Annotated in this window: 15 protein-coding genes and 1 pseudogene; 9 read left to right on the top strand and 7 right to left on the bottom strand. The window is 66.2% G+C overall.

Features of this window, described 5'->3' with window-relative positions; all coding sequences use genetic code 11:
* On the bottom strand, window positions 1-297 hold a 297-nt coding region (locus O9271_RS16750; protein WP_298272245.1), incomplete at its 3' end, for a transposase zinc-binding domain-containing protein.
* 82 nt (window positions 298-379) lie between these two features.
* Here O9271_RS16750 and O9271_RS16745 point away from each other — a divergent pair.
* Window positions 380-955, top strand: coding sequence for a pentapeptide repeat-containing protein (locus tag O9271_RS16745; protein ID WP_298272244.1), 576 nt, complete (start codon window positions 380-382; stop codon window positions 953-955).
* 103 nt (window positions 956-1,058) lie between these two features.
* On the opposite strand, the gene O9271_RS16740 is transcribed toward O9271_RS16745, so the two are convergent.
* From O9271_RS16740 to O9271_RS16720, 5 genes are all read right to left on the bottom strand, one after another.
* Complete coding sequence (locus tag O9271_RS16740) at window positions 1,059-1,472, bottom strand: SRPBCC family protein (protein WP_298272243.1); 414 nt, start codon at window positions 1,470-1,472, stop codon at window positions 1,059-1,061.
* Window positions 1,473-1,535: 63 nt separating this feature from the next.
* Complete coding sequence (locus tag O9271_RS16735) at window positions 1,536-2,006, bottom strand: DUF2809 domain-containing protein (protein ID WP_298272241.1); 471 nt, start codon at window positions 2,004-2,006, stop codon at window positions 1,536-1,538.
* Window positions 2,007-2,047: 41 nt separating this feature from the next.
* Window positions 2,048-3,205, bottom strand: coding sequence for an alpha/beta hydrolase (locus O9271_RS16730; protein WP_298272239.1), 1,158 nt, complete (start codon window positions 3,203-3,205; stop codon window positions 2,048-2,050).
* Window positions 3,202-3,525, bottom strand: coding sequence for a hypothetical protein (locus O9271_RS16725; protein ID WP_298272236.1), 324 nt, complete (start codon window positions 3,523-3,525; stop codon window positions 3,202-3,204). Before O9271_RS16725 ends, O9271_RS16730 begins: the two co-directional genes overlap by 4 nt.
* Window positions 3,526-3,780: 255 nt before the next feature.
* Window positions 3,781-4,437 carry a GntR family transcriptional regulator gene (locus O9271_RS16720; protein ID WP_298272233.1) on the bottom strand — a complete coding sequence of 219 codons (657 nt, stop codon included), beginning with the start codon at window positions 4,435-4,437 and terminating at the stop codon, window positions 3,781-3,783.
* A gap of 155 nt (window positions 4,438-4,592) precedes the next feature.
* Between O9271_RS16720 and O9271_RS16715 the strand changes: the two genes are divergently transcribed.
* The 8 genes from O9271_RS16715 to O9271_RS16680 all read left to right on the top strand — a co-directional run bounded on the left by O9271_RS16715 (window position 4,593) and on the right by O9271_RS16680 (window position 15,948).
* Window positions 4,593-6,023: an APC family permease gene (locus O9271_RS16715; protein WP_298272231.1), complete on the top strand. Its 1,431-nt coding sequence runs from the start codon at window positions 4,593-4,595 to the stop codon at window positions 6,021-6,023.
* The gene (locus tag O9271_RS16710) at window positions 6,020-6,997 is read left to right on the top strand and encodes a 3-keto-5-aminohexanoate cleavage protein (protein WP_298272228.1); all 978 of its coding nucleotides are present in this window, start codon (window positions 6,020-6,022) and stop codon (window positions 6,995-6,997) included. Before O9271_RS16715 ends, O9271_RS16710 begins: the two co-directional genes overlap by 4 nt.
* Window positions 6,998-7,039: 42 nt before the next feature.
* Window positions 7,040-10,954 (top strand): prolyl oligopeptidase family serine peptidase, encoded by a 3,915-nt coding sequence (locus O9271_RS16705; protein WP_298272225.1) that lies wholly within the window; start codon window positions 7,040-7,042, stop codon window positions 10,952-10,954.
* Window positions 10,951-11,895 carry an alpha/beta hydrolase gene (locus O9271_RS16700; RefSeq protein ID WP_298272223.1) on the top strand — a complete coding sequence of 315 codons (945 nt, stop codon included), beginning with the start codon at window positions 10,951-10,953 and terminating at the stop codon, window positions 11,893-11,895. The genes O9271_RS16705 and O9271_RS16700 overlap by 4 nt, the downstream gene beginning before the upstream one ends.
* Before the next feature lies 1 nt (window position 11,896).
* Window positions 11,897-12,967 carry a tartrate dehydrogenase gene (locus tag O9271_RS16695; protein WP_298272221.1) on the top strand — a complete coding sequence of 357 codons (1,071 nt, stop codon included), beginning with the start codon at window positions 11,897-11,899 and terminating at the stop codon, window positions 12,965-12,967.
* A complete protein-coding gene (locus O9271_RS16690) occupies window positions 12,964-14,400 on the top strand; it encodes an anion permease (RefSeq protein ID WP_298272219.1) in 1,437 nt (478 codons plus the stop codon). The genes O9271_RS16695 and O9271_RS16690 overlap by 4 nt, the downstream gene beginning before the upstream one ends.
* A 237-nt stretch (window positions 14,401-14,637) precedes the next feature.
* Window positions 14,638-15,120, top strand: coding sequence for a hypothetical protein (locus O9271_RS16685; RefSeq protein ID WP_298272217.1), 483 nt, complete (start codon window positions 14,638-14,640; stop codon window positions 15,118-15,120).
* A gap of 228 nt (window positions 15,121-15,348) precedes the next feature.
* Complete coding sequence (locus O9271_RS16680) at window positions 15,349-15,948, top strand: hypothetical protein (RefSeq protein ID WP_298272215.1); 600 nt, start codon at window positions 15,349-15,351, stop codon at window positions 15,946-15,948.
* A gap of 460 nt (window positions 15,949-16,408) precedes the next feature.
* Here the strand turns inward: O9271_RS16680 and O9271_RS16675 are convergent.
* Window positions 16,409-16,698 (bottom strand): annotated as a pseudogene (locus O9271_RS16675) (hypothetical protein); the annotation flags it as partial.

The raw sequence follows: 16,698 nt of genomic DNA, 5'->3' as shown, positions 1-16,698 counted from the left end.
CTGCAAGCAGGCCACGATGCCGACGGCGAGATCGCGCTCGCCGGTCCGCGTCCGAATGGCGACCGTGACGGTGCGGGCGGCGACCCGGGCGATCTCGCCGAGCAGGCGGCGGCGGTAGAGACAGTAGGCGCGCAGCCGCTTCGGGATGGTCAGCACCACCTGCCGGTGCGGCACGGGCGCGAGCAGCGTGCTGTCCAGCCACTGCGTCCAGATCGCCAACCGCTTGGCGTGACAGCTGGGGCAGAAATAGCGGGGAACCGATTTCCGCACCGCGACGATCTCGAACGTGAATTTCACGCGGGCTGTCGTGGACCGCACGACACAGTGGCCCGTTGGATTCAACCGGAACGGTCGTGGACTTATCGGACCGGAACTCGACATGACCGGTTTCGACCTTCGTGGCGTAGAAGCCGGGGGGGGCGCCGGCCGCTACATCGACCTTTCCGACGGTAATCTCACTCGTGCGATTCTCGAGGGAGTTGATTTCACCGGAGCGGATTTTTCGCGCGCCAATTTTGCGGGCGCGAGCCTACGGGGGGCGGGCCTGGCGGGCGCAAACTTCACCGGCGCGGCCCTCAATGACGCCGACCTTTCCGGCGCGTTCTACGATGCCGTGACCATCTGGCCGACCGGATTCGACTTCCGAAACAAGCTCATGTACGGCCCGCAGACAAACCTGAGCGGTGTAACCCGGTCGTACCTCACGCTGCGATATGTCCAACTCCGTGGCGCGAACCTCTCTGGTGCCACACTGATCGGCACCAACTTCGAGTACAGCGATCTACGTGAAGCCAATTTGCAGAACGCTGATCTCCGAGAGACCGGGTTGCTCTTCGTGGACCTTACCGGCGCCGATCTGACGGGGGCCAATCTCCTGGGAGCGGTATACAACCCCTCGACGAAATGGCCAGCTGGCGTGGATCCGGTCGCCAGGGGTGCCCGTCTAGTGCCGTAAGGGGCCATCGCCAAACTCGCGCGTCATTTCGCGGCGCCAAGGCTATCCGATTCCCGACGGATAGGCTTGGCGCCGCGTTGTACTTCCGCGGTGCGCGCGCGCTTCAGCCGGCGGTACCACCCACATGCCGCTTGAAGTTGTCGAGGATCGCCTGCCACCCGTCGCGCTGCATCTCCACGGGATGTTCCGTTTCCGGCTCGAACGTCACGGTCACCGTGACGCCGTCGTGGCTGCTCGTGAAGGTCACCGACGCGAGCCGCTCGCCGAAACGGTACGCGATCAGTTCGTGCGGAACGATCTCGGTATACTCACCCTCGAAGTCGAAGCCGAAGGACCCGTCCTTCGCCTCCATACGCGAACTGAAGCGGCCACCGGCCCGGAGGTCCACAGTCGCCGCCGTGGTGTGCCAGTCGGCCGACGCCGCGTTCCACTGCATGATGTCCGCCGGGGTCGTGTAGGCGCGCCAGACTTCGGCGAGTGGAGCAGCGATGGTCGTGCTTACGGTGATCATGCTCATCAGGAAAAGACTCCGGTGGTCATCGAGGGCGGCGCGGCGGCGTGACGTGGATCGCGCCAGACGCTAGCGAATGTATCGCTCCAACACGGCCGCGAGCGACACACCGACCAGATATGCGAGCAAGTCGCGCGGGTCGAAGCCGCTCCCCAGAACCAGATGGCCGAGCGCTGTGGCACGTATCGCGCTCAGCACGGGCGTATGGATGAGCTGGCTCAACTCCACACCGACACACATGGCATAGGCTATTGAGGATCGTGCAAAGCGAGGAGCGGCAGGAACGAGCGCGCCCACCCACCAGGCCATCATCATGGCCCACAGCGAATCGCCCGCGAAATCCCGGAAGGCTGGGGCGAATGCGGTTCCGCCACGATGCACGGCGAGACCGACCGTGATGGTGGCCAGTGCCAGCAGGATATAGCGGTGCCGACTCATGGTGCACGTTTGCCGGAAGCGGGTGGCGCGGACAACGAACGCAAACAAGGAATCGGGGTGACGGCAGGTCACCGCGTCGATGCGGACGTCGGACTCCTTCACGATGTCCAGAAAGAGCGCGCCTCGGGCGTGCGCATCTGCTGCTACCTTCGGGCCGGCGGAGTGGCGATTACCGGAAACGTCTTGGCACCGCCCGCAAGCGGCAACAGTTCGTTCACCAGCGTCATCAGGAAGCGCCCCGGTTCCTCGAGCATCACGAAGTGCGCGGCCCGTTCGAAGGTAATGAACTCCTTGCGCGGCGCCTGAATCTGGTCGAAGTACGCACGCGCTGACTCATACGGCGTGTGAAGGTCGTATCGGCCCATCAGGAAGAACATCGGAACGGCGAACGAGCGCGAGGACGTTCCGCCTCCGGTGATGGCGCGGGCTCCCCACTGGGTGGCGGGAATCAGCGCGTCGGCTTCGCCGGTACTGTACTCCGGCCCCCAGTCCGACAGCTTGAAGAACAGATCGAGATTGGGTCTTCCGTACCAGCCGCCGTCATAGATGCGCGCCCACTTTCGCAGCGCGAGCGCGCGCTCGATCCCCCGTGGTCCCCCGGTCGCCCCCGGCTTCATCGTGTCGAGCTCACGAAGTGCACCCGTATCGTTCGCGGCGCGGGCAATTTCCATCAGGCGCTCGTACAACACATCACGCGCGCCGGTCCCGCCGCCGCCGACGCCCATGCCGACCCACGCATGAAACAGCTCGGGATGGCGCTGTACGAGCGTCTTCGTAAAGCCCGTGCCGGCCGACCAGCCCATCACGATCAAGCGCTGCTGTCCGAGCTTCTTGAGCACGTGGCGCACGATGACTTCAGCGTCCTGCACATGCTGTTCGCTGGTCATCGTCGGGCGAAGGCGGCCAGTGTCCGCTGGGCTCCAGTTCTTGCCGACCGCACGCTGATCGTAGTTGACGACCGTAAAGAAGTCCTCCCACGGCTTCTGGTATGCCCAGGTGGACGCGAGCATGGCACTTCCCGGTCCACCATGCACGAACAGTAGAATCGGATTGGCGCGATTGAGACCGCGAATGGAAATCCACTGCGTGCTCCCGTTCACCTCCACCGGCTCCATGACCTCGATGCCTTCGGGCGTATGAATGCGGCGCAGATCGGCGATACGGCCGATGATCGTGTCGCGACTCATCGGAAACACGGTCGGTGGTGGCGGGGGCCCTTGCGCCGCCATCACCTGCGCTACCACGAGCTGCGCCGTGAACACGGGAGCCAGCATGACCAGGTGTGCAAAGCGCTTCGTCATGGCCGCCCTTCACGCGTAAGAAAGGTTCCGGGTCGTTCTTCCATCATGACACCACTGCTGAGGACCGCGTGACCGTTGCTGAACACATCACGAATCCCGCGTGGACCGCGATCGTAGTGCACTGGTGGTGATATCGATGCCGCGCGAGCGGCCACCGCCGTAGCCATGCCGGGCGGCGAGAAGATGGCGCAGTCACGTCGATAGTCAAACATGTCGCTGGTCCAGTCAGGAATGCCCGACGTATGCGAGAGCCGGTGGCGGAGGGTGATGGGCTGCCACGACGCCGGGGCATCAGGCACATCCACGGCAGGCGGCACCATGCGCGGCTGTCCTGACGCCGCGCATGGTGAGAGAGCGCTCAGCAGCGCGACGGCGACCGGCACCCATGACCGGCTCTCCCGCCTGATCCAGCGGAGTCCCGCCGCGTTAGCGTCTCGCGTCATGGTTCATACCGTCGTGCACGGGGTGATGACAACACATGGCAGGTATATGGTCCGAACCCACGGCCTGTCCAGAGGACGGCGACGAGGCACGGCGTCAATACCCGACTGTGCCGGACCTGCACCCGGACCGTGTCATGGCATCGCTTCGGTGTTCGGAACCGCATCGAGGCCGGAGTACAGAATCTCCTGCACACTGCGTCGCGCCGCTTTCACATCATGACGCCGCAGCGCCGCGAGCAGGCGCATGTGGGCGGGTCGCGTGGAGCCGAAAAATGAACGCGCGGTGAGCGGCTGGGCGGATGTGGCGGCCAGCAGCAGCGGCCCTTGCTGGAGCCAGAGCTGTTCAATGCACCGCACCAACGGCGGGAGCTGGCTGGCGCCATAGACCTGAAAGTGAAAGGTCATGTTCTCCGCGAGACACGCCGGCGCGTCGCCGGCATCGGCCGCGCTCACCACCCGGCGAAACGTGGCGGCGGCCATCCGCAGCTCGCTGGTTGAAATCCGTCGCGCCGCCAGCGCCGCCGCCTCACACTCGAGGATCAGGCGCGTCTCATACAGGGCCGTGAGTTCCGCGCGATCCGGCTTCGGCACCCGCACGCGCCGATTCGCGGCGGATTCCAGCACGCGCTCAGCCGCCAGCCGCTGCAATGCCTCGCGCACGGGCGTGACCCCGATGCCGAGCCGCTCGCTGACGGCGCGCACGGCAATGGCCTCGCCGGGGGCAAAGGCCCCCCGCATCAGCAAGGCGCGAACCTCGTGATAAGCCCGATGTCCGAGTGTCAGCGCCACTGAGGATAGGGATGTCGGGTGGACAGTATTCATGAAAAAACAAAAAAGTTTATAAAGAATGGGTTGCGGCCCCCGAAATCGCCATCTAACGTTTGCCCGGTACCCTACGACCGATCGGCTCCCCCAACAAGCGACCTGTGAATCGCCTGCCTCGCGTGCTCGGCGCTGGCCAGCTCTTCGCCCTCGGCTTCGGCGGCATCGTCGGCGTCGGCTGGGTGATTGGCCTCGGGGCATGGGTGGGACAGGCCGGACCAGTGGGCGCCGTGGTCGCCTTTGTCCTCGGCGGCGCCCTCACCGTATTGGTCGGCTGCTGTTATGCCGAGCTCCTTGGCATCCTGCCGGCGTGTGGTGGTGAGATTGCGTACGCCTATGACATTTGCGGCGCCGGCGCCTGTTTTGCCGTTGGCTGGTTGCTCGTGCTCGCGAACGTGGTGACGCTCGTGTTCGAGGCGCTGAGCCTCTCCTGGATCACGGCGACACTGATCCCTGCCATCCGCTCACAGCCGCTGTATACGCTGGCTGGCTACCCGGTCAGCGCGGGTGACCTGGTCCTGGGAATCGGTGGCATGCTGTTGATGGCCTGGCTCAATGTGGCCGGTCTGCGATTCGCAGCAAAGCTGCAGGATGCCTTCACGCTGGCGAAGGTTGCCATGATCAGTCTGGCCATTGTGGTCGGGCTCAGCGCGCTCTCGCCGGTCCGGCTCGAGCCCCTGTTCGGACCGCCGGCGGCGGAGTGGGTTGGACTGCGAGGCGTGCTGGTCGCCGTGCCCTTCTGGTTGTCCGGGTTCGCCAATGTTTCGCAGGTCGCCGCCGAAGCTGACGCTCGCGTCTCACCACGGAAGATGGGGCTGATGCTCATCTGGTCGATCGTTGCCGCCACCGCGTTCTATGTGCTGCTGATCGTCGCGTGCGCCGGTCTGCTGCCGCGTGCCGAGCTGCTCGCGCTCGAGTTGCCGGCCGCGCAGGTGTTCGAGCGTCGCTTTGGATCGGGGGGGCTGACCCGTCTCGTGCTCATCGTCGCCCTGCTTGGCAACATCACCGTCTGGAACAGCACCCTGATCGCCACATCGCGGGTGCTCTACGCACTCGCGCGCGCGGGGTTGATGCCCGCATCGCTGGCGCGAGTCCATGCGCGACACGGCACACCGGCGCTTGCGATTCTCAGCATATCCGCCATCGCCTCCGTTGGGGTGCTGCTTGGCAAGGAGGCGATTGCACCGGTCGTCAACGTCGCGAGTACCTGCTTTGCCATCGTCGGTGCCGTGGTCTGCGGGCTCGTGCTCGTCCTCAGGTACCGCGACCCGACGCGGCCTCGACCGTTCCGCGTGCCCGGTGGTCTGCCACTCGCGTGGGTGGCGCTGCTCTCGTCGCTCGGTCTGATCGCGGTGTCTCTCGCCACCCCGTCGGGATTCCTGCGCCGCGTGCCGGTGGAATGGCTGTTGCTTGCCCTGTGGATCCTCGGCGGTGCCCTGCTCTGGGTCCGCGTGCGCCGATCACAACCCGAGATGGACGAAGAGCAGCGACGGGCGCTCATCCTCGGAGCGGAACGGGATGGCGCCATTCCCCTCCTCCCCGATGCCACATGACGCACGATCTGCTCACCCTGCAGGGCGCCGCCTTCCGGTACACCGATACCAGCAGCTATCTCGAGCGCGTACGGCGCGGCCTGCCCCCGGTGATCATCTGCTGTGCGGTGAACGGTGGGGTGCAAGGCAAGGAAGTGAATCCGGCGATCCCGGAATCCGCCGAGGAGGTCGCGGACGCCGTGTATGCGGCGTACCGGGCAGGGGCGGCCATGGTGCATGTGCACGCCCGCGATCCGGATGAGCCACCCGAGCCAGCGCGCACGGCGCACCACTGGCAAGCGTTGGTGCGCCTCATTCGTGATCGTTGCGCGGACGTCATCATCAATGTCACGACTGGTGGCAGTGTGGGGATGACCGACGTGGAGCGGCTGGCGAGCCTCGAGAGTGGCGCCGAGATGGCGTCGCTCAACCTCACGCCCGACATGAGTCTCGTGCGCACCAAGGAGCGGCGTGCACCGCTGCGCTCGCCTCGCCCGGCAACGGAGATCGATGATTGTTGGGCAATCACCTTCGGCCTGGTGGAGACGTTTGCGCGCGCGATGCAATCGCGCGGCATCAAGCCGGAGCTGGAGACCTATCACTCGGGCGGTGCGTCGGTGGTCCGGCACCTCATCGAAAAGGGACTGATCGCGGCGCCCTACTGGATTCAAACGGTGATGGGCTATCAGGCCGCGAGTCCGCCCACCGTCCAAGCGGTGCTGGACATGGTGCGCGACTTCCCGGACGGCGCACTCTGGCTCTGTTCGGGGATCGGGCCACATCAGCTGCCCATGACGACACTGGCGCTGTTGTTGGGGGGCCACGTGCGTGTCGGGCTCGAGGATAACGTGTACTACCGTCGCGGCGAATTGGCGGAAAGCAATGCGCAGCTGGTGGCGCGTACGGTCCGTCAGGCGAATGAACTCAACCGCGCCGTGGCGACGCCCGCTGATGCGCGCGCCATGCTGGGCATGACGACGTCACGAACGCGCTGATTGCATCGACAAGACTTCCGCCATCCACCACGATCCCGACCCATGAATCGACTCCTCTCGCTGCTCCTTGTCGCTGCCGTCATCGTTCCCGGTCGCGCCGTTGCGCAGGGGCGTGAGACGGACACGCTCAGCACCGCGTCGCCGCTTGCGCGGGTTGCCTATCTCACGCAACTCGATCGGCTCGATGATACCCGAAGTGACGAGGCGCGGTGCAGTGCGGCCGCGTCGCTGAACGCCTTCGTCCTCCTCGGCGGTAGCATCGACTCGGTCGCCCGTCTGTTCGGCTTACCGCTCGATCACACGATCGGGACCGCGCACCGCGTGCAGGATCGGCTCTATCTGCATGCCGACGTGGACGGTGTGGCGGGTGTGCTCGGCTCGACCAAACCGGTCACCGACGCGACCGGTGCGATCGTCGCTGCCCGTCGATCCGCCGGTGACGAGTTTCATCGCGTCCTTGACGTGGTCGGCCTGCGGGCCGAGCCACTGTTCGGGGCAACGCTGAAGACCGTCGGGGTCCGTGACAGCGCGGTGAACGCGTATCTGCGTACCCGTGAGAACGCCGTGTTCATCGTCGGCGCCGACGCCGATCTCAGTCGGGGCGCGCGCCCGAGTCGCGCGCCGACAGCCGCGTCGGCGAATCACTACATCGTCATCGCGCGCCTGAATCGCGCCTGGTACAAGGTCGACAGCTGGTACCGCGCCGGCCAGCGGACCGTATCGCCGTTGACCGAGGCCGAGGTACGTGGATTCCTGCATCGCACGCCCGTGACGCCCTACGGGGTCGAGCGCCTTTCCGAGGGCGGCCCACGTCTCGCACCGGCGGGATACGACCGCCCCCCCGAAGGGCGGGATCTGTTCAACGCGGCCGCCGGCGCACCCGCCGAAACGCACAGCGCCGCAACGCCGTTGGGTCCGCTCGATCTCTTCCGGCTCGAAACGGTGAGCGAGCCGCAGCTCTCGCCGGACGGGAGGCGGATCGTGTACGTGCGCCAGAGCAACGACCTCATGCGCGACCGGTCCATCACACAGCTGTGGATGGTGAACACCGACGGATCGATGCACCGGCGCCTGACGGCGGGCGACGGGAACGATCGGGCACCGCAATGGACGCCGTCGGGCGATGCAATCGTGTATCTGTCGAGCGTGGATGGCACGACGCAGCTGTTCCGTCGCGACGTGGCCAGTGAGCAGACGACGCGGCTGGCGAAGCTGCCGGCGACACCGGAATGGTTCACGCTCTCCCCCGACGGATCGCAGATCGCGTTTGCCATGCTCGTGGCGTCGCCCGCGCGTGTCCCGACGGGCATGCCTGGGACGCCGACGGGCGCCACGTGGGCCCCCTCCGCGGTGGTGGCGACCGATCTGCGATACCGCAGTGACGGCGTCGGATTGCTGCCGACCGGTCGCACGGAACTGTTCGTGATGCCCTCCTCCGGTGGCACGCCACGACAGATCACCTCTGGCGGCGTGCTGCACTTTGGACGTGCATACGGCGCCACGCCCGGTATCTGGACGCCGAACGGCGCCGCGCTCATCGTCACGGCGAACGGCAATCCGTCCCCTGACATGACCGCACGGTCGTCGGATCTCTTCGAGGTCCGTGTTGCCGATGGGGTGGTCACGCCGGTGTTCCAGCGGCGCGGAACGAATCGCTCGCCCGCCATCTCGCCCGATGGCAAGTGGCTCGCGTTCGTCAGCGTCGCGGATTCGGGGCACGCGTGGACGCAACCACGGCTCTGGTTGATGGCACGCGGTGGGGGAGCGAAACCGCGTCTGCTCTCGGCCACGTTTGACGCGGCCATCGAGGATCCAGCCTGGCTCCCCGACGGCAGTGGCCTGCTGTTTCTGGCCGATCGCGAAGGGCGCGTCGGCCTGTGGCGCATCAGCCTCGATGGTTCGACGACATTGATGGCCGACTCGCTCGGCAGCGACATCGAGGCCTATGGTGGTGGCGAGGCCTTCTCGCAGAGTCGCTATGGCGCACTCGCGCTCACACGAGGCTCGCCGACTTCACCCGGCGACGTCTGGTTCGCCACCGCGGCGGGTGCCCCGGCAAAGCGGCTGACGGCCGTGAATGACGATGTCTTCGCGGAGCGGCAGGTGGGGCAAGTCTCGTCGTTCTGGGCAACGTCGTCGAAAGACGGCCGGCGCTTCCAGTCGTGGATCATCACCCCGCCCGGCTATACGCCAGGGAAGAAGTATCCGATGATCCTCGAGATCCACGGCGGCCCGTTCGCGGCGTACGGGGATCGCTTCGATCTCGAAAAGCAGTGGATGGCCGCGCAGGGGTACGTGGTGCTTTACGTGAATCCTCGCGGCTCGACAAGTTACGGTGAGGCGTTCGCGCGCCTGATCGACAAGGCGTATCCCGGTGACGACGCGGATGACCTGCTCACGGCGGTCGATTCCGTCGTGGCGCGTGGCATGGCGGATCCCATGCAACTGTACGTCACCGGCGGTAGTGGTGGCGGTTTGCTGACGGCATGGCTGACCGCACGCACGACGCGATTCCGCGCCGCCGCCGTGCTCTACCCCGTCGTGGACTGGACCAGTGAAGTGCTGACGGCCGACAACGGCTCGCACTTCCAGGGCCACTGGTTGCGCGGCGCACCGTGGGAGAATCCGACCCACTACTGGGCGCGGTCGCCGCTCTCGCGCGTGGCCGGTGTGCAGACGCCGACGCTGGTGATGAGTGGCGACAGCGACTATCGCACGCCATTCGGACAGTCCGAAACCTGGTTCACGGCATTGCGTCTGCGTGGCGTGCCCACGGAACTGGTGCGGTTGCCCGGCGAACCGCATGGGGCGCGCGGTCGGCCAAGCCACCACATCGCGAAGGTGGCCTACATCACGGATTGGTTTGCCAGGCAGCGCGATGCCGTCTGTTGCATGGCCCCCGCTCCGGTTGCGTCCTCTCCAGCGCTGACCGCACTGGCCGACTCCATGGCGCGCGGCGACTTCGGGTATGTCGATGCCCTGCATGTGCAACGCAACGGCGTGCCGCTGCTGTCGCGCACGTTTCCGCGCAGTTATGTCGGGGTCTATCCCATGAAGACCCCGCCAGGCGCGTACAACTATCAGGATCCGAACTGGCATCCGTTCTATCAGGGTCGCACCCTGCACACGTTGCAATCCGTGAGCAAGAGTATCGTGTCGATGGTCTACGGCGTCGCGCTCGCACGCAAGGACATCGCGACCATCGATCAACCGATCGCGCCCTTCATCCCGGCGCACGCTGCGGCGTTCCGCGATTCACTGCGAAAGAAGATCACCATCCGTCATCTGCTCACGATGACGTCCGGAATCGATTGGCCCGAGGGTGGCGGGTACGGCAGTGATGACGACATTACGCAGCGCATGGAGAACAGCGCCGACTGGGTGGCGATGGTGCTTGCCCAACCGATGGAAACGGTTCCGGGCGCGAAGTACCACTACAACGACGGTGCCGCCGCCCTGCTGGCGGAGGTGTTCCGCGGCGCCACCGGTGTAGATCTGCAGGTGTACGCCGAGCAGCATCTGTTCGCCCCGCTTGGCATCACCCGTTTCCACTGGAAGCGATCATCCGGCGGGTTGACCGATTCCGAGGGTGGGCTGTATCTGGAGCCCGCAGATCTGGCGAAGCTTGGGCAACTGATGCTCGATCAGGGGATGTGGAACGGAACGCGAGTGGTGAGCGCCGAGTGGGTCGCGGAGGCGGTGCGTGGCCAGCAACCGATGGCGCCCGGACAGGCGCCACCCCGCGTGAACTACGGGTTGATGTGGTGGACCGTCGGCCCCGACGTGTTGCAGGATCCGGGGGCATATTTCGGCTGGGGATACGGCGGCCAGTATGTGTTCGTCTTCCCGAAGACGCGTACGGTGGCGGTACTGAACCAGTGGATGTTCCAAGGGAAGGAGATCCAGCCGATCGCCTTCGCACGGCGCATCGAGGCGGCGATCGCGACGATACCATGACAGTGCCTGGCGACCCATCCCCGAACGTGGCCGCTGATGCGTTGCGCGATCTTCCCGCGCGGCGCGTCAGGGTGGGCACCGGGCCGGATGCGATCACGCTGAATGTGCGTGTCGGCAGCGAGACGGGGCCACCCGTGCTCCTGTTGCATGGTCATCCGCAGACGCACCTGATGTGGCATCGCCTGTGGCCTTTGCTGGCGCCGCACTTCACACTGGTTGCACCTGATCTGCGTGGGTACGGCGACTCCGATAAACCCGCCGGCTCCGCCGATCACGCGACGTACAGCAAGCGCGTCATGGCCGCTGACCTCGTCGCACTCATGGAATCGCTCGGCCACCATCGGTTTCTCGTGGTCGCGCACGATCGGGGCGCGCGGGTGGCACACCGCCTCGCGATGGACGATCCGGCGCGCGTGCGTGCGATGGTGCTGCTCGACATCGCGCCGACACTGGCGATGTACGAACAGACGAGCGACGCGTTCGCTCGCGCCTACTGGCACTGGTTTTTTCTCATTCAGCCAGCCCCGTTGCCTGAAGCGTTGATCGGTTCGAACGGGGCGCGCTACGTACGCAGCATTCTGGGCGGCCGGCACGCCGGTCTGGGCCCATTTCCCGCCGACGTGCTTGCCGAATACGAACGGTGCGCGAGCGACCCGGCCACGATCCACGCCATCTGCGAGGACTACCGTGCATCCGCCGGCATCGACCTCGTCCACGACCGTGATGACCGCACGGATGGTCGCCAGCTGCGCGTGCCGCTCCGGGTCCTCTGGGGACAGCACGGCGTCGTGGCGCGGTGCTTCGATGTGCTCCACGAGTGGCAACGCGTGGCCGAAGCGGTTGAAGGACGTGCACTCGATTGCGGCCACTACCTGGCGGAAGAGGCACCTGATGCACTCTCCTCCGAGATCCTGCCATTCCTGACGACCCACGCGCACTGACATGAGCCATCACTATCGCATTGCCAGCATCCCCGGCGACGGCATCGGCGTGGAAGTTCTGCCGGAAGGCATGCGGGTCGTCGAGGCCGTGTGCCGACGCCATGCCATCACGGTGACGTGGGAGCACAAGCCGTGGGCCAGTTGTGCGTGGTACGCCGCGCACGGCGAGATGATGCCGCCGGACTGGCGCACGCAGTTGCTCGACACCGATGCGATCTTCTTCGGCGCGGTGGGCTGGCCGGCTACCGTGCCGGACCATGTATCGCTCTGGGGCAGCCTGCTGCGCTTCCGGCGGGAATTCGACCAGTATGTGAACCTGCGCCCGGTGAAACTGATGCCGGGCATTCCGTCACCCCTCGCTGGGCGGGTGCCGGGTGAGATCGACTTCTATGTCGTGCGCGAGAACACCGAGGGCGAATACTCCAGTATCGGTGGACGCATCTTCGAGGGAACGGACCGCGAGACGGTCATTCAGGAAACCGTGATGACGCGGACGGGCGTGGATCGGGTACTGAAGTTCGCGTTCGAGCTGGCGCAGCGACGCCCGAAGCGGCACCTGACCTCCGCCACCAAGAGCAACGGCATCTCGATCACCATGCCGTATTGGGACGAGCGCGTGGTCGCGATGGCGGCGCACTACCCCGATGTGCGCGTGGACAAGTACCACATCGACATTCTGACGGCGCACTTCGTGCGGCATCCCGACTGGTTCGACGTCGTGGTGGCGAGCAATCTCTTCGGCGACATTCTCTCCGATCTGGGCCCGGCGTGCACCGGCACCATCGGCATTGCGCCGAGTGCGAACATCAATCCCGAGCGGCGCTTTCCCTCGCTCTTCGAACCCGTGCATGGATCGGCGCCGGACATCGCCGGTCGCGGGATTGCGAATCCGATCGGCATGATCTGGTCGGGAGCACTGATGCTCGAACACCTTGGCCACGCTGAGGCGGCGGCTGAGGTGTTGCAGGCGATCGAGCGCGTGCTATCTGACCCACAGGCGCCGCGCACGCCCGACATGGGTGGCACTGCCGGCACCGCAGAGGTCGGACGGGCGATCGCGGCCATGCTATGAGGCGGTTGCGGATCGCGCTGCCGCTGTTCGCCGGACTCGGGCTGGCGCTGCTGGCGCCACCCGACGGACTCGCGCCGCACGCATGGCGCTACTTCGCGGTCTTCGTCACGGTGATCCTCGCGCTCATCACCGAGCCATTGCCTGCCGCCGCGGTCGGATGGATCGGCGTGACGTTCGTTGCCGTCACCGGCGTCCTGTTTTCGCCGGCACAGCATGCGGATTCCGCGTTCAAGGCACCGGCCGAAGCGATCAAGTGGGCGCTGGCTGGTTTCTCCAACGCCACCGTCTGGCTGATTTTCGGCGCGTTCGTCTTTTCGCTCGGCTACGAGAAAACGGGACTCGGCCGCCGCATTGCGCTGGTGCTCGTGAGAAGGCTTGGCGGGCGGACGCTCGGCCTCGGGTACGCAATCACACTCGCGGATCTGGTCCTCGCGCCGTTCACGCCGTCCAACACGGCGCGCAGTGCGGGTGCGGTCTATCCGATCATCAGGAACATTACGGCGCTCTACGGCGCGGGCCCTGACGAAGCGCCGCGCAAGATCGGCGCGTACCTGATGTGGGTGGCCTTCGCCAGCACCTGCGTGACGAGTGCCATGTTCGTCACCGCGCTCGCACCGAACCTCCTCCTCGTCAACATCGTTCGGGATCGCGTCGGGATCGGGATCACGTGGACGCAATGGGCCCTCGGATTTCTTCCGATTGGCGTTCCCCTGCTGGCGGCGCTGCCCTGGCTCATCTTCCGGCTGTTTCCACCGGAGATCACGTCAAGCGCAGAGGTCCCCGCGTGGGCAGCCCGGGAACTGGTGGCGATGGGGCGCGTGACGCGTGCTGAACGAATCATGGCGGGGCTGGTCGGTCTGGCGCTCGGGTCATGGATCTTCGCCGGTCGCTGGATCGACCCCACAACGACCGCACTTGCCGTGATCGCGCTGCTCCTGATCACTCGCACGATCACCTGGGATGATCTGGTCGCGCACAAGGCGGCGTGGAACATCCTCGCCTGGTTCGCCACGCTGGTGGCGCTCGCCGACGGCCTCAGCCGAGTGGGGTTCATCAGCTGGTTCGGGCAGCGTGCAGCCACGGTGCTGTCCGGGTATCCGCCGACCTTCGTGATGTTGATGCTCGTCGTGGTGTTCTTCCTGATCCACTATCTCTTTGCCAGTCTCACCGCGCACACCACCGCACTGCTGCCCGTCGTGCTGGCCGCCGGTGCAGCCGTGCCCGATCTGCCGCTGCAACCGTTCGTGCTGCTGCTTGGCTACTCACTCGGACTGATGGGTGTGCTGACGCCATATGCCACTGGACCAGCGCCGGTGTATTACGCTTGCGGTTTTCTCGATCGCCGTGATTTCTGGCGCCTTGGGCTGGTGTTCGGCGCGATGTTCCTCGCCGCGTTGCTGGCGCTGGGAGCGTGGATGCTGGTGATGATATGAGCGACGCACGGGTCGGGGCACGGCACGATCCGGCAGGGGACGGTCGGCGGAGTGACCGCGGCGGTGATCGACACGTTCACCAATCGGGGCGGGGCGACTATTCACCACGCGTACCGCGCGCTCGTCGCTCGCCAGGACGGCGCTCGCGCCGTATGCTCTCGCGGAGGATCTGCCACCCCTTTGAAATGCCCGTCCCGGCCAGTCGGGTACGTCGCCCTCACCCAGTCCCGCTTCCCCATGCCACGCTACGCCCCGTTGTTGACCGGGCTGCTACTGCTAAGCCTCGGCGCCCCGACGTCCATGCTTTCGGCTCAACGCGCGCGACGCGTGAAGCCGCCCGCGGGGGTGCAGGTGAGCACCTCTGCCAATCTCGAGATCTATGTCGAGTCCGAGGGGACGAAGCCGTACCCCGGCGGTCGGACACTGCATGTGGTCAAGGCCTCTGTCGTCGTCCTGAAGACGGCAAAACACGGACGACAGCGCAAGATCGAGCGCGCAGAGGCCATCAACGCCGACCTGCTCAATCCGGACATGTGGAGGATTGGCGATTTCGACGGCGACGGGTTCGACGACTACCGCGTGGTCAAGGAAATCAGTGCATCCGGGTGCCGGACGTGGTGGACCTGGACCTATCTCCCGGATCGCGAGCGATTCACTCTTGCCTCGACCATCGCGTGGCAGACGGATGCCGCCGGCAAGCCGGTGCGTAACTGCCGGTAGCGGCACGCCGATCGGCAGCAACCCGCCTCAGCGAAGCTCAGCCGGCACGAGCCGGCGGCGGCAACCGCACTGGCGGAGTACCAGCTTCACACCCAAAGTTGGAGGGGTTCGTCACGGGGCACGATTCAGCGGAACCATCCTCAGAGGTGCACCATGCTATTCCGTTCAGTCGCCGCGGCACTGCTGATCGTCACGTCGCTGGTGTGCGCGACCACTGCGAGAGCGGAGGTGATGATCGTGCTGCCGATCAACCTCACCGGGCTCGATCCCGGCGCGCGATTCGTGCAGCCGAAGTGTTACGGCTTTGGTGCGGACGGGCGGATGGGGGAGCTCGCCCGTGGCGCGCTTCCGTTCCAACCGGTCACGGGCGGTCGGTTCGTGCAGACGGTGCACATTCCGCTGCGCCGCACCGAGGCGGCTGGCGGTCCTGTGACTGAGTATGCCTGCGGTGTCGATGTGTGGGGCACTCGCCGCGACGGAGTCGCCTACACCTTTTCCATTCCCGCCTTGCGGGCCTTCTACCGGGCGAGCGAGACGCTCCGGCTTTCACGCAGGGCGTGGGGAATGTTGGGCACGTCGTGGAGCTGGCCTGGTGATGGGCTGGAAACCTTTCGGGGGGTTATCGCGCCGGTCGCCAAGGGATTGTCTCCGGAGTATTTCTCCGGAGGTGTGTTGCTGCCCGACCAGGTCCGCGCGCTCGCCGAGGTCGAAGCGGCGCCGGCTTCTGCGGAATGTCCCTGCGGTTACGGTGCGGGGGGGGCGATGGGGCAGCCTGTGCACCGGCCAAGTTACGGGCCTTCTTGGATCGGTTGCCGAAATTCGAAGTGACGCCACCCGGCGGAGCCCGGAGCGCTCCGCCATCATCGCCGCCGGCACCACCACCGGCAGGACGATCACCCGCGGCCATTACCTCCGAATCGCGCCGGCTCGGCCTCGAAAGCGCACAGACTACGAAAGCCGCCGAGAGCCAGCCGGGTGTACGCACGGCGAGCGCCAGCCCGCCGATCGTCGTGGAGGCGCCCGCAATTTTCTTTCGCGGGACGGGGCGGGATAGGAATTTCAATCGGGGCGGGTCGACTATCCGTCGAGTATAGGGCGCGATCACCGGCCGCGCGAGCACCGACTGGCGGGTGGCGGCGCGCCCGTTGACGCGTTCGTGCGCCTCGAGGGCCGAGGGAACGGCGGTCACTGTGGGGGGAGCGATGCCGGCGAGGGCCCATTCGTCGCGCTGGTGGGACCGCCGCCCACACCGAAGATCCCCGCGTGGTGGCGGGGCGTCGGGCCGTACTCAGGTGACCGGCGGAGCGTCGGCCGACGGACGTGGCGAACGTGACGCCCCTCGGCTCGCGGGGGCCCGCGTCGATGGGGGGCTCCTCGCGCCGGCGTGGGTCGCGTGCGCCGCACGGGAGGCGCGGGTGCGGAGGTGCGCGAGGATCTGGTCGATCACCGACGCCTGGGTGATGAACGCGACGATGCGCATGGCGCCGTGGCAGGTGGGACACGCGAGCGAGTCGACCTCGAAAATCTGCTGCAGCAGGGTCGCCCACCGGCGGCTGGCTTCGGTCGGCGCGAGGCGTG

The sequence above is a fragment of the Gemmatimonas sp. genome, from assembly GCF_027531815.1.
Taxonomy (GTDB): domain Bacteria; phylum Gemmatimonadota; class Gemmatimonadetes; order Gemmatimonadales; family Gemmatimonadaceae; genus Gemmatimonas.
This window is presented reverse-complemented; position numbering and strand designations above follow the sequence as displayed.

What these genes read in the sequence shown, in the direction of transcription:
- O9271_RS16745 (WP_298272244.1), top strand. Translation starts at nt 380, where the DNA reads ATGACCGGTTTCGACCTTCGTGGCGTAGAAGCCGGGGGGGGCGCCGGC.
- O9271_RS16740 (WP_298272243.1), bottom strand. Translation starts at nt 1,472, where the DNA reads ATGAGCATGATCACCGTAAGCACGACCATCGCTGCTCCACTCGCCGAA.
- O9271_RS16730 (WP_298272239.1), bottom strand. Translation starts at nt 3,205, where the DNA reads ATGACGAAGCGCTTTGCACACCTGGTCATGCTGGCTCCCGTGTTCACG.
- O9271_RS16725 (WP_298272236.1), bottom strand. Translation starts at nt 3,525, where the DNA reads ATGGTGCCGCCTGCCGTGGATGTGCCTGATGCCCCGGCGTCGTGGCAG.
- O9271_RS16710 (WP_298272228.1), top strand. Translation starts at nt 6,020, where the DNA reads ATGACGCACGATCTGCTCACCCTGCAGGGCGCCGCCTTCCGGTACACC.
- O9271_RS16705 (WP_298272225.1), top strand. Translation starts at nt 7,040, where the DNA reads ATGAATCGACTCCTCTCGCTGCTCCTTGTCGCTGCCGTCATCGTTCCC.
- O9271_RS16700 (WP_298272223.1), top strand. Translation starts at nt 10,951, where the DNA reads ATGACAGTGCCTGGCGACCCATCCCCGAACGTGGCCGCTGATGCGTTG.
- O9271_RS16695 (WP_298272221.1), top strand. Translation starts at nt 11,897, where the DNA reads ATGAGCCATCACTATCGCATTGCCAGCATCCCCGGCGACGGCATCGGC.
- O9271_RS16690 (WP_298272219.1), top strand. Translation starts at nt 12,964, where the DNA reads ATGAGGCGGTTGCGGATCGCGCTGCCGCTGTTCGCCGGACTCGGGCTG.
- O9271_RS16685 (WP_298272217.1), top strand. Translation starts at nt 14,638, where the DNA reads ATGCCACGCTACGCCCCGTTGTTGACCGGGCTGCTACTGCTAAGCCTC.